This is a genomic window from Corynebacterium sp. p3-SID1194 (assembly GCF_025144155.1).
Lineage (GTDB): Bacteria > Actinomycetota > Actinomycetes > Mycobacteriales > Mycobacteriaceae > Corynebacterium.
Window position 1 is genome coordinate 22,054 of sequence record NZ_JALXWY010000005.1, and the last position, 12,309, is coordinate 34,362.

A 12,309-nucleotide genomic window follows, 5' to 3' on the forward strand; every position below is an offset into this window, starting at 1 on the left:
GTGAGCAGCGAGAGCACATTCGGCCAAAACGACTGGCTGGTTGATGAGATGTTCCAGCAGTACCAGGAGGATCCGAACTCCGTCGACGAAGAATGGCGCGAGATGTTCGAAAAAGAGGGTAAGCCAGCCGCGGGCAAGGCCACCCCGCTCGTCTCCCCCGCCGCGAAGAAGGTGTCGGCGAACAACACCCAGCCGCACAAGGCGCGCACCGCGACCAAGGTCGCCGAGACCACCGGTGCTCCGAGCCAGGACGGCCGTGAGACCCGCGTCGACACCGCCGTCAAGGACGTGCCGCAGCCGTCGCAGAAGAGCGCCAACAAGAAGAAGGCCAAGCAGTCCCCGATGGACCGCCTCAAGCCGCTTCCGGAGGCTGGCGAGACCCAGCTGAAGGGCACCTTCAAGGCCATCGCGAAGAACATGGACGAGTCCCTGACCGTCCCGACCGCGACGACCGTGCGCGACATGCCGGTCAAGCTCATGTTCGAAAACCGCGCTCAGATCAACGATCACTTAAAGCGCACCCGCGGCGGCAAGATCTCGTTCACCCACATCATCGGCTGGGCGATCGTCAAGTCCGCGCTGCTCCACCCGGGCATGAACGTCAACTACAAGGTGGTCGACGGCAAGCCGTTCGTCGTCACGCCTGAGCACATCAACCTGGGCCTTGCGATCGACCTTCCGCAGAAGGACGGCACCCGCGCACTCGTTGTCGCCGCCATCAAGGAGTGCGAGACCCTCACCTTCGACCAGTTCGTCAAGGCCTACGAGGACATCGTCGCCCGCGCCCGCCAGAACAAGCTCAAGCTCGAGGACTTCCAGGGCGTCACCATTCAGCTGACCAACCCGGGCGGCATCGGCACCCGCCACTCCATCCCGCGCCTGACCAAGGGCCAGGGCACCATCGTCGGCGTCGGCGCCATGGACTACCCGGCAGAATTCGCCGGCGCCTCCGAGGACCGTCTCGCCGAGCTCGGCGTGGGCAAGCTGACCACGCTGACCTCCACCTACGACCACCGCGTCATCCAGGGCGCAGAGTCCGGCGAATTCCTCCGCGACATCTCGCAGCTGCTTAACGACGACAAGTTCTGGGACGAGATCTTCAACGCCATGCAGATCCCCTACGCCCCGATGCGCTGGGCCCAGGACATCCCCAACGGCGGTGTGGACAAGAACACCCGCGTGATGAACCTCATCGAGGCCTACCGCTCCCGCGGCCACCTCATGGCTGACACCAACCCGCTGCAGTGGCACCAGCCCGGCCTGCCCAAGCCGGACTCCCGCGACCTGCTGCTCGAATCCCACGGTCTGACCCTGTGGGACCTCGACCGCACCTTCAACGTCGGTGGCTTCGGCGGCAAGGAGACCATGACGCTGCGCGAGGTGCTCACCCGCCTGCGCGCCGCCTACACCCTCCACGTCGGTGCCGAGTACACCCACGTCCTCGACCGCGACGAGCGCGAGTGGCTGCGCGACCGCATCGAAGTCGGCATGCCCAAGCCCACCAGCGCCGAGCAGAAGTACATCCTGCAGAAGCTCAACGCCGCAGAGGCCTTCGAGAACTTCCTGCAGACCAAGTACCTCGGCCAGAAGCGCTTCTCCCTCGAGGGCGCCGAGACCCTGATCCCGCTGATGGATGCCGTCATCGACACCGCCGCTGGCCAGGGCCTCGACGAGGTCGTCATCGGCATGCCGCACCGCGGCCGTCTCAACGTGCTGTTCAACATCGTCGGTAAGCCGGTCAAGACCATCTTCGGCGAGTTTGAAGGCAACCTGCAGCCGGCCCAGCAGGGCGGCTCCGGCGATGTGAAGTACCACCTCGGCTTCGAAGGCGAGCACCTCCAGATGTTCGGCGACGGCGAGATCAAGGTCACCCTCGCCGCCAACCCGTCCCACCTGGAGGCCGTCGACCCGGTGCTGGTCGGCATCGCCCGCGCCAAGCAGGACATCATCAACCACGACAACAACACCAACGAGCGTTCCGTCGTCCCGATGATGCTCCACGGCGACGCATCCTTCGCCGGCCTCGGCGTCGTTCAGGAGACCCTGAACATGTCCCAGCTCACCGGCTACAACGTCGGCGGCACCGTCCACATCGTGGTGAACAACCAGGTCGGCTTCACCACCACCCCGGACCAGGGCCGCTCCACCTACTACGCCACCGACTTGGCCAAGGGCTTCGACTGCCCGGTCTTCCACGTCAACGGCGACGACCCTGAGGCAGCAGCCTGGGTCGGCCAGCTGGCCACCGAGTACCGCCGCGAATTCGGCAAAGATGTCTTCATCGACCTCATCTGCTACCGCCTCCGCGGTCACAACGAGGCCGACGACCCGTCGGTGACCCAGCCGCTCATGTACGAGCGCATCGACTCCCACCCGTCCGTGCGTACCCGCTACACCAAGGACCTCATCGGTCGTGGCGACCTCACGGAGGAAGAGGCGGAGATCGCCAAGCAGGACTTCCACGACCAGCTGGACTCCGTGTTCAACGACGTCAAGGAAGGCGGCGGGTCCCCCGCCTCCCAGCACGGCATCACCGAATCCCAGTCGCTCACCCGCGGCCTGGACACCTCCATCACGGAGGCAACATTCCAGGAGCTTGCCGACACCTACGCCAACCTCCCCGGCGACTTCACCCCCAACAAGCGCCTCAAGTCGGTGCTGAAGTCCCGCGGCGGCTCCTTCGACAACGGCAACATCGACTGGGCATGGGGCGAGCTCCTTGCCTTCGGCTCCCTGGCCGCTGAGGGCAAGCTCGTGCGCCTCACCGGCGAGGACTCCAAGCGCGGCACCTTCACCCAGCGCCACGGCGTCCTGTTCGACCCGAATACCGGCGAGCAGTACAACCCGCTCGATGCCTACGCCATCGAGTCTGGCAATGGCGGCCGCTTCAACATCTACAACTCGGCTCTTACCGAGTTCGGCGGTCTCGGCTTTGAGTACGGCTACACCGTCGGCAACCCGGGCGCACTCGTCGCATGGGAGGCACAGTTCGGCGACTTCGCCAACGGCGCCCAGACCATCATCGACGAGTACATCTCCTCCGGTGAGACCAAGTGGGGTCAGCTGTCCAGCCTGATCATGCTGCTGCCGCACGGCTACGAGGGCCAGGGTCCGGACCACTCGTCGGCACGCATCGAGCGCTTCCTGCAGCTCGTTGCCGAGGGCTCCATGACGATCGCTCAGCCGTCGACGCCGGCAAACCACTTCCACCTGCTGCGTCGTCAAGCTTTGGGCGATATGAGCCGCCCGCTCGTCGTCTTCACCCCGAAGTCGATGCTGCGCAACAAGGCCGCTGTCTCCCAGCCGGCAGACTTCATCGAGTCCAAGTCCTTCCGCTCCGTCATCGACGACCCGAATATCGTCGATGCGAAGAACAAGGTCATCGGCGACGCCGACAAGGTGACCACCATCATCCTGTGCTCCGGCAAGGTCTACTACGATCTGGAGAAGCGCCGCCAGAAGGACGGCCGTGACGACGTCGCGATCATCCGCATCGAGATGCTCCACCCGATCCCGTTCAACCGCCTCAACAAGGCATTCGCCAACTACCCGAACGCCAAGGAGGTCCGCTTCGTGCAGGACGAGCCCGCCAACCAGGGTCCGTGGCCGTTCTACAACGAGCACCTGGCCAACCTCGTCGACAACCTGCCGCCGATGCGCCGTATCTCCCGCCGCGCACAGTCCACCACGGCGACCGGCGTGAGCAAGGTTCACCAGCAAGAGGAGAAGGCGCTTATCGACGAAGCCTTCGCCTAACCTTCTCCCCTCCTCACCCCGCCCCACGCCCTTTCACATCGGTGTGCGGCGGGGTTTCGGCCATTTCTGCGCCCTGTGACCTGCCCGTTTGTGCGATGTCTACTGAAGTAGACATCGTTTCGTAGACGATGGGTTGCGGGGCGTTTAACGTTTGTGTCATGAACCAATTCGCGGCGCATGTGGGCGCAGGCAATGCTATCGACCTGCTGGGTAGTTTCAACGCCCAGCAGCTTGTCGACGCCGGCGCCAACCCCACCCGCGTTGCCGATTGGAAAGGCGTCTACGAGGTCTACTACGGAAAGACCCGGTTTTCCCGCCAGCAGGCTACTGCTGTGCGTGTTGCCCGCCAGACGGCGAAGTCACTGGATCAGTTGGTGCTCATCGAGCAACGAGTCCGCGCGTTGGACACCGAAAAAGAGAAGTGGAAGATCCGCCTAGCGTTGTTGTCCGTGTGGGGTAACTACGAGACGTTGAAACGCCGCGCCAAAGACATCGTCCCCGAGGTGGATACACCTGCTCCGGAGTCGTCGGTGCGGTTCGGTAAGGAGCGGAAAGGCAAACGCACCTTCAGTGCCACCGGTGATGCGCGGGATATCGCTGCCCTTGAGTACGCCCTGCGCCAAAAACTCGACGCCAACCGTCCCGAGGGCCCGCAGATGTACGAAGCATTCCACGACCTGCTCCACAAGGATGGTGCTGTTGCGGATGCTGTTCCACGCCCACTGGTCCAAATTCCGTTGCCGGATTACATCTCGATCCTCGGCGGCCAAGGCGATGACACCATCCTAGGGCTGTCGGATGGCACCACGATGACTGGTGCGGAGTACCTGGCCCACCATCACTCCAAGGACCTCGAGGTGGCACTCTTCCACCCGCAGCACGGTCCGGTGAACCTGTACAACACGAAACGGTTCGCTAATAAGAAACAACGCGATCTCGCCCGGGCGACACTGACGACGTGCCCTGTTCCGGATTGCCGGCATGCTGCTGATAACTGCGAAGTCCACCACATCGAACCGTGGGCCCGCGGTGGACAGACGAACATGAACAACCTGTCGGTGTTGTGCAGGTATCACAACCGCACCAACGACGATGACCCGGATAGACACAACAGGGGTCGAATACAGATGCGCGATGGGACACCAACATGGGTTTCACCGCGCGGAACACCAGTACCAACCCGGACACACCAATACGGTGCCATGCACCTACTGTTCGGGAAATAGCGAAACGGCCGCAGACACAGCCTGACCACGCTCATCGCGTGAATCAAGCATGTCCACGGCCACTTCCGCACGCCTGCAATCGGCTTCTAGACTTCGCGAGCCTGACCTTCGTCGACGATGCGCTTCAACTCGGAACCCATGCCGGTCTTCTCCTGCATCCAGGCATTGACGGCAGCGCCGGGGTCGCCGTCTTCTTCGGTCTTTTCGATGAGCTTCTCCAAGTCTGTGGTGGACAACGCACGGGTGACTTTGTTCATGGCGTTGCGGACGCCGCGGTCGAAAAGCCCGGCCTGGTAGACGGGAATGATGTTCTGCGGCAGATCGCCGTGGTCGGCGTCTGCGCAGCCCTCGGCAGGCGACGGATCGACGGTCTTGAACGCACCAGGCAACGTCGCGACGGCCGCATCATAGGTCGCCAGCGCCAAATCCACGTCGTTGGAGTCATCCGCGTCTGCCTCGCGCTTCTTCTCCTCTAAAGCGTCAGTCTCGGCCGGGTTCGCCGCGACGACCAGCGACCCGACGCACATGACCGCCAGATTCGCGTCGCGGGCCTGAAGCAGGGCGAGCTTCTCGCCGTCATCGTTCAGTTGCTGGCCGACGATCCCCACTTCTTTTCCGGCTAGCTCTGCCACCTGGCGGTAGATCTCAGCGAGCACCATCTGCTCAGGATCAGACGGATCAGCGGCAATCCGCACCGGTTCCTCGGCCGGCGCGCACGCTGTCGCGCCGAAAAGCAACCCCGCAGCTGACATAGCAGCGACGATTCGCACAGCTCCAACCGACGACCACGACGAGCGCCCACGCGACCTGCTCTGCAGGTGAGGAAGGGAGGGCATTAGCTCTGGGGGCTTTCGTCGATAAGCGATTGTGCGGGACGCGGCCCCATCTCCGCGATCATGTCGCGGGCGCGGGGCGCGGACGACGGCTCGCACAAAATGTCGTAACGGCCGGCGACGATGGTCGTCGCCGACGAGAAATCGCGGCGGCCGCGCGTGAACGCGTACCCGAGCGCTGCGAACACGACGCCGAAGAGCAGACCGATCACGAGCGCAGACAACAACGACTTCCACACATCCGGCGTGAACAGCGCAAACAGCAAACCGACGAACAAGCCGAACCACATGCCGGACAGCGCACCGCCCGCCAGCACACGACCCCACGTCAGCCGACCGGTAACCCGCTCGACCTGCATGAGGTCGACGCCGACGATCGTGATGTCCTCCACCGGGAACTCGCGGTCGGACAGCCCGTCGACGGCGGCCTGCGCGTCCTCGTAATTCTTGAAGCTGCCCACGGGCCAACCCGAAGGGCGCTGCAGCCCGTCGACGGGACGGCGCGATGCGGAGGCGCCGCCGGGTGCCGGATTCAGCTGGCTCATGTGCTCATCCTTCATTTTCGCGTTCGTGTACCCGTTCGAGTCTAGTGCCGGCTTCAGCCGCGGGCGCGAAGGCCATATACTTTACGAGCAATGACTGACACAGCCCCGATTTCAGAAGCAGCTGTCCGCAACGCACTCGCCCGGGTCGACGACCCCGAGATCGGCAAACCGATCACCGAATTGGACATGGTCGAGTCCGTGCGTATCGACGGCCGCGACGTCGCCGTCGGCATCTACCTCACCATTGCCGGATGCCCGATGCGCGACACCATCGAATCCAATGTGCGTGCCGTGCTCGAGGAACTCGAGGGCGTCGGCGAAGTCAGCGTGACCATGCACACGATGAGTGAGGAGCAGCGCCGCAACCTCGCTCAGCGCCTCAAGGGCGACAGGTCCGAGCCGGTGATCCCGTTCGCGCAACCGGGCTCGACGACGCGGGTGTTCGCGGTGGCGTCGGGCAAGGGTGGCGTCGGCAAGTCCTCGATGACCGTGAACCTGGCGACCGCGCTGGCTGCGCAGGGCTTGAACGTCGGCATTTTGGACGCCGATATCTACGGCCACTCCATCCCTGGCCTAATGGGTTCGGCGGGCCAGGGCCCGACGGTTGTCGACGAGATGCTCATGCCGCCCATCGCCCACGGCGTCCGCCACATCTCCATCGGCCAGTTCGTCGAAGGAAACGCCCCGGTCGTGTGGCGTGGGCCGATGCTCACCCGAGCTATCCAGCAGTTTCTTTCCGATGTCTACTGGTCCGAACTCGACGTCCTCTTCATGGACCTACCGCCCGGGACCGGCGACGTGGCCATCACCGTAGCGCAGCTCGTCCCGAATGCCGAGCTCCTCATCGTGACCACACCGCAAGCCGCTGCCGCTGAAGTCGCTGAGCGTGCCGGCTCCATCTCTCAGCAGACGGGCCAGCGCGTCGCCGGAGTCATCGAGAACATGTCCGCCATGGTCATGCCCGACGGCACCACCATGGATGTCTTCGGCACCGGCGGCGGCGAGAACGTCGCCGAGCGCCTCACCGCCATCACGGGCACCGACGTCCCCCTCCTCGGCTCTGTCCCCCTCGATCCAGCTCTGCGTGTCCAGGGTGACGAAGGCACCCCCATCGCCCTGCAGGCCCCCGACTCCCCGTCCGGCAAAGCCATCGCCGACATCGCCAGCAAGCTGAAGATCCGCCGCGATTCCCTCGCCGGAAAGAACCTCAACTTAGGAGTCACCCGAAACTAGGTGACGTCCGCCCAGGAGAACCCTGCCCCGCCCGACTGCGCCGGCGGGTTCTGGTTCCCTGTCTGCGAGTCCTGCGGCGCACTGACTCCCATTCCGGGCTGACGACGCCGCCGTTTAGACCCTCGCTCCTGCGATCGCTGCACGTCATCAGAGCTGGGGCTGGGAGCCGTCGAACTGCCCACAGTAGGGTCCCCATCCATCATCTTGCGGGGGTCGAACTGGTCAAGGTAGTCGCCGTCTTCGTCGAAAAGCACTTTGGCGATGGCGCGCTTCGGCCCCATCGCGGCGTATTCGGTGACGGTGCTCATTGGTTTGCGGAACTCGTCGAATTCCTCGCCGTAGAGCTCGTTCTTCGCGTCGTTGATCGCGCGGCGCGCCGCGAAAATCGCGGCACGGACATCCATGATGACCCCAGGCAGGCGCTCGGGACCGATAATGATCAGGCCCGCGAGCACGACGACGAAGATTTCGCCCCAACCGATAGTGTCAAACACGGTTTCACTTTAGCCCGTCGCGCGTGCGGAGCCAGGAAAAGGGGCGGTTCCGGGACGATTCGCGGGAGCGGGAATCGGCAGCGGCAGCGTGGGGGTCCGCGTCGGCGGAGTCGAGATGCTGCAGGCGTTCCACCAACGACCGCGGCGCGCGCAAGCACCCGTCGGAATTGTGTTCGCGCACGGCATCGGCGGCGGCACGCTGCTGAGCGACTTCACGACGGCAGTCGGGACACTGCAACAGGTGCTGTTGGGCGCGGCGGAGGGCGGTGGGGGTGAGTTCGTCGTCGATAAGCGCGGCGACGGCTTCGAAATTGAGGTGGTCGATCGAATCGAACTTGGGCAACGCCGTCACCTCGCGCGGATGAGCTCGCGCGCCGCCTCGTTGGACACGGCCTGCGCCTCGAGCGACGCGCGGAGCTGGCTGCGGCCGCGGTGGATGCGCGAACGGACGGTGCCCATCTTCACGCCGAGCGTCTTCGCGATCTCCTCGTAGCTCATCCCGACGACATCGCAGAGCACGACGGACACGCGGAATTCAGGCCCGAGTTCGTCGAGCGCAGCTTGCAGCGCGGGGTCGAGGTTCGTCGCGGTGTACACCTGCTCGGGTGTGGGGGCGGTGCCGGGGACGCGCTCGTAGTCCTCGGGCAACGCCTCCATGCGGATCTTGCTGCGGTGGCGCACCATGTCGAGGAACAGGTTCGTCGTGATGCGGTGCAGCCAGCCCTCGAACGTGCCGGGCTTGTACGTCTTCAGGTTGCGGAACACGCGCATGAACGTCTCTTGGGTGAGGTCCTCGGCGTCTTGCTGGTTGCCGGCGAGGCGGAACGCGAGGCGGTACACGCTGTCGGCGTGCTCCTCGACGAGCTCTGCCCAGCTGGGCATCTCGCCGTGGCCTTGGTCGAAGGCGGCGGTGCCGGTGGCGTCGTCGTGCATGCTCACTATTGTTGCGTACCGCGCGGGTCCACGCACCGCCGGGGTCGATTTCGTAGGATACTCATGTGAGCAATTCAGCATTTTCGTCCCTCAACGAGTACATCACAGGCAAGCAGCAAGAGGGCCCGCTTATCGACGCCCGCGCCGACGCCTCCGAATACTCCCTTCCCACCCCGAGCGTCGCGGTGGGTGAATTGCTGGGTACGTTGGCTGCAGCCGGCGCCACCAGCGGCGCTGCCGCGACGGGCGCTGTGGCGATGACGCCCGCCGCCGGCGTTGTAGGCCTGCACATTCTCGCGGGACTGCCGGACAAGGCCCCGTTGACGTGTATCGACCCGGAGGCGGATCACCAGGCACGCGCGAAGGCCGCGTTCCGGGACGCCGGCTTCGGCGGATCGCGCGTGCGTTTCCTGCCGTCGCGCCCGCTCGACGTGCTCGGACGGCTCGCGACCGGCGCGTACCACCTCGTCTACGCGGACGTCGACCCGGTGGATTTGCCGGCTGTCGTCGAGGCCGCGTGGCCGCTGCTCTCCCCCGGCGGCACGCTCGTTCTCGCGGGTTCGCTTCTCGACGGCACCGTCACCGACCCCACCCGCAAAGACCGCGCCACTCTCGCTGCGCGGGAAGCGGATGAGCTGGTGGATGGGCTGGAAGGCGCCGTCGTGACGCGTCTCCCCCTCGATTCCGGGGTGACACTGGTGACGCGCCGCGTCTAGCTACTCGACGACCTCGGACTTGCCCACCACCACAACACCGGCCTTCGAGATGGAGAACTCGCGGGCACGGTCGTTGTCTTCGTCGACACCGACGGTCGCGCCGTCCGAAACGTAGACGTTCTTGTCCAAGATGGCGTGGCGCACGACAGCTCCGCGGCCGACGCGCACACCGGGCATGAGCACCGACGACTCGACCGTCGCGCCTTCTTCCACGCGCACGTCCGTCGACAGCACAGAATTGCGCACCGTGGAACCCGAAATGATCGAGCCCGGCGCGATGATGGACTCCTGCGCGATACCGCCGGAGACGAATTTCGCGGGCGGCAGGTTCTCGTCCTCAGTGGAGTGAATCGGCCACGACTTGTTGTACAGGTTGAACACCGGGTGGATCGAGATGAGATCCATGTGGGCGTCGTAGAAGGAATCGATGGTGCCGACGTCACGCCAGTACCCCTTGTCACGCTCAGTCGCGCCGGGGACTTGGTTGGCGGAGAAGTCGTAGACGTGGGCATCGCCCTTGCCGACAAAATACGGAATGATGTCCCCGCCCATGTCGTGGGAGGAGGATTCGTTGTCGTTGTCTTCGCGGAGGGCGTCGATGAGCGCCTCCGTCGAAAAGCAATAATTGCCCATCGACGCGTAGGTGACCTCCGGGTCGTCGGGCGTGCCCGGCGGGTCGGCTGGCTTCTCCAAGAACTCCGTGATCGTGCCGTCGTCGTCGGACTGGATGCAACCGAACGCCGTGGCCTCGACGCGCGGCACGCGGATGCCGGCGACGGTGCACGACTTGCCCGACGCGATGTGGTCCTCGACCATCTGCGACGGATCCATGCGGTAGACGTGGTCAGCGCCGAAGACGAGCACGTAGTCCGGCTGCTCGTCGTAGATGAGGTTCAGCGACTGCAAAAGCGCGTCCGCCGACCCCTGGTACCAGCGCTTACCCAGACGCTGCTGCGCCGGCACCGACGCGATGTACTGGTGCATCGGCCCTGAGAAATTCCACGCGGTAGCCACGTGGCGGTCGAGCGAGTGCGATTTGTACTGCGTCAGCACCGCGATGCGGTTGTACCCGGCGTTGACGAGGTTGGACAGAACGAAGTCGACGAGACGGTAATTCCCGCCGAACGGCACGGCGGGCTTGGCGCGGTCGAGAGTCAACGGAAAAAGGCGCTTGCCTTCTCCGCCCGCGAGGACAATGGCGAGGACATTCGGCTGGCTGTTCACACCCCCAAGCCTAGGTAAGAAGAGCTAAAGCTGCACTGCACTTGCATCAAATGGGACGCCCGCCACCTCCCTCCGTGGGTGCCTGCACGGCCGCGGAAACGCTACTAGTCTCGGAGAGCATGAGAGTCGGAATGATGACCCGCGAATATCCGCCCGAAATCTACGGAGGCGCGGGAGTCCATGTCACGGAGCTCACGCGCTTCATGCGCAAGCTTGACGACGTCACCGTGGACGTCCACTGCATGGGCCAGCCCCGCGACGCGGAAAACGTATACGTCCACGGCGTCGACCCCGCCTTGGATGACGCGAACGGCGCTATCAAAACCATGTCGACGGGTCTGCGCATGGCTCATGCCGCCTCCGATGTCGACATCGTCCACTCCCACACCTGGTACTCGGGCCTCGGCGGGCACCTCGCCGGACTGCTCCACGGTGTCCCGCACGTCGTCACCGCGCACTCCCTCGAACCCGACCGCCCGTGGAAGCGCGAGCAGCTCGGCGGCGGCTACGACGTCTCCTCCTGGTCCGAGAAGAACGCCATGGAAAACGCCGACGCCGTCATCGGAGTCTCCGCCGGCATGAAGGACGCCATCTTGCGCGCCTACCCGCGTATCGACGCCTCGCGCGTCCACGTCGTCCTCAACGGCATCGACACCTCGTTCTGGTACCCCACCGTCGACGCCGCTGGCGACCTGCGCGGCGAAACCGACAGTGCCGCAGCCGACGCGAGCAGCGAAAAGAATGTCATCGAGCGCCTGGGCATCGACCCGTCGCGCCCCGTCGTCGCATTCGTCGGGCGCATCACCCGCCAGAAGGGCGTGCCCCACCTGGTGAAGGCAGCCCAGGACTTCGACCCGGACATCCAGTTGATTCTCTGCGCAGGAGCTCCCGATACGAAGGAGATTGCGGAGGAGACGGAGGGGCTCGTCGATAAGCTTCGTGCATTGCGCGACGGCGTGCATTGGGTGACGGACATGCTGCCGAAGGAAGATATCCGCGACATCTACTCCGCAGCCGATATTTTCGTGTGCCCTTCGGTGTACGAACCGCTGGGCATCGTGAACTTGGAGGCGATGGCGTGCAACACCGCCGTCGTCGCGTCCGACGTGGGCGGCATTCCCGAAGTTGTCGTTGACGGCGAGACCGGTACCCTGGTGCACTACGACGCGGACGACACACAGTCCTTCGAGAAGGACCTCGCCGCCGCAGTCAACGCACTCGCCCAGGACGCGGCCACCACCAAACGCTTCGCAGCAGCTGGTCTGACCCGCGTGAAAAAAGAATTCACCTGGGACAAAATCGCCCAAGAAACCGTCGACGTGTACAAGTCGCTTCTGTAAGACCGGAGG

Annotated in this window: 11 protein-coding genes; 5 read left to right on the forward strand and 6 right to left on the reverse strand. The window is 64.5% G+C overall.

Annotated features, from left to right (window positions below):
• Both M3G19_RS05225 and M3G19_RS05230 read left to right on the forward strand, forming a co-directional pair.
• Positions 1-3,756 (forward strand): multifunctional oxoglutarate decarboxylase/oxoglutarate dehydrogenase thiamine pyrophosphate-binding subunit/dihydrolipoyllysine-residue succinyltransferase subunit, encoded by a 3,756-nt coding sequence (locus tag M3G19_RS05225; protein WP_259901217.1) that lies wholly within the window; start codon positions 1-3, stop codon positions 3,754-3,756.
• Positions 3,757-3,914: 158 nt separating this feature from the next.
• Positions 3,915-4,982 (forward strand): HNH endonuclease signature motif containing protein, encoded by a 1,068-nt coding sequence (locus M3G19_RS05230; protein WP_259901218.1) that lies wholly within the window; start codon positions 3,915-3,917, stop codon positions 4,980-4,982.
• 86 nt (positions 4,983-5,068) lie between these two features.
• Here M3G19_RS05230 and M3G19_RS05235 read toward each other — a convergent pair whose 3' ends face one another.
• Together M3G19_RS05235 and M3G19_RS05240 are read right to left on the reverse strand one after the other, a co-directional pair.
• The gene (locus M3G19_RS05235; RefSeq protein WP_259901219.1) at positions 5,069-5,734 is read right to left on the reverse strand and encodes a hypothetical protein; all 666 of its coding nucleotides are present in this window, start codon (positions 5,732-5,734) and stop codon (positions 5,069-5,071) included.
• 83 nt (positions 5,735-5,817) lie between these two features.
• Positions 5,818-6,360: a general stress protein gene (locus tag M3G19_RS05240; protein WP_259901220.1), complete on the reverse strand. Its 543-nt coding sequence runs from the start codon at positions 6,358-6,360 to the stop codon at positions 5,818-5,820.
• A gap of 90 nt (positions 6,361-6,450) precedes the next feature.
• Here M3G19_RS05240 and M3G19_RS05245 point away from each other — a divergent pair, with 90 nt between their 5' ends.
• Positions 6,451-7,593, forward strand: coding sequence for an Mrp/NBP35 family ATP-binding protein (locus M3G19_RS05245; protein ID WP_259901221.1), 1,143 nt, complete (start codon positions 6,451-6,453; stop codon positions 7,591-7,593).
• On the opposite strand, the gene M3G19_RS05250 is transcribed toward M3G19_RS05245, so the two are convergent.
• The 3 genes from M3G19_RS05250 to sigE are packed head-to-tail and all read right to left on the reverse strand — an operon-like array spanning position 7,590 to position 9,020.
• The gene (locus M3G19_RS05250) at positions 7,590-8,087 is read right to left on the reverse strand and encodes a Sec-independent protein translocase TatB (RefSeq protein ID WP_259901222.1); all 498 of its coding nucleotides are present in this window, start codon (positions 8,085-8,087) and stop codon (positions 7,590-7,592) included. The two genes, M3G19_RS05245 and M3G19_RS05250, sit on opposite strands and share 4 nt — an antisense overlap.
• A gap of 4 nt (positions 8,088-8,091) precedes the next feature.
• Positions 8,092-8,430 carry an anti-sigma factor gene (locus M3G19_RS05255; protein ID WP_259901223.1) on the reverse strand — a complete coding sequence of 113 codons (339 nt, stop codon included), beginning with the start codon at positions 8,428-8,430 and terminating at the stop codon, positions 8,092-8,094.
• 5 nt (positions 8,431-8,435) lie between these two features.
• The gene (gene sigE / locus M3G19_RS05260) at positions 8,436-9,020 is read right to left on the reverse strand and encodes an RNA polymerase sigma factor SigE (RefSeq protein ID WP_259901224.1); all 585 of its coding nucleotides are present in this window, start codon (positions 9,018-9,020) and stop codon (positions 8,436-8,438) included.
• Between the two features lie 65 nt (positions 9,021-9,085).
• Here sigE and M3G19_RS05265 point away from each other — a divergent pair, with 65 nt between their 5' ends.
• A complete protein-coding gene (locus tag M3G19_RS05265) occupies positions 9,086-9,736 on the forward strand; it encodes an O-methyltransferase (RefSeq protein WP_259901225.1) in 651 nt (216 codons plus the stop codon).
• Here M3G19_RS05265 and glgC read toward each other — a convergent pair whose 3' ends face one another.
• On the reverse strand, positions 9,737-10,960 hold the full coding sequence (gene glgC, locus M3G19_RS05270) for a glucose-1-phosphate adenylyltransferase (protein ID WP_259901226.1): 1,224 nt from the start codon (positions 10,958-10,960) through the stop codon (positions 9,737-9,739).
• 119 nt (positions 10,961-11,079) lie between these two features.
• On the opposite strand from glgC, the gene glgA reads away from it, so the two are divergent.
• Entirely contained in the window at positions 11,080-12,300 is a 1,221-nt protein-coding gene (glgA, locus tag M3G19_RS05275) for a glycogen synthase (RefSeq protein WP_259901227.1), read from the forward strand.
• Positions 12,301-12,309: the final 9 nt, after the last annotated feature.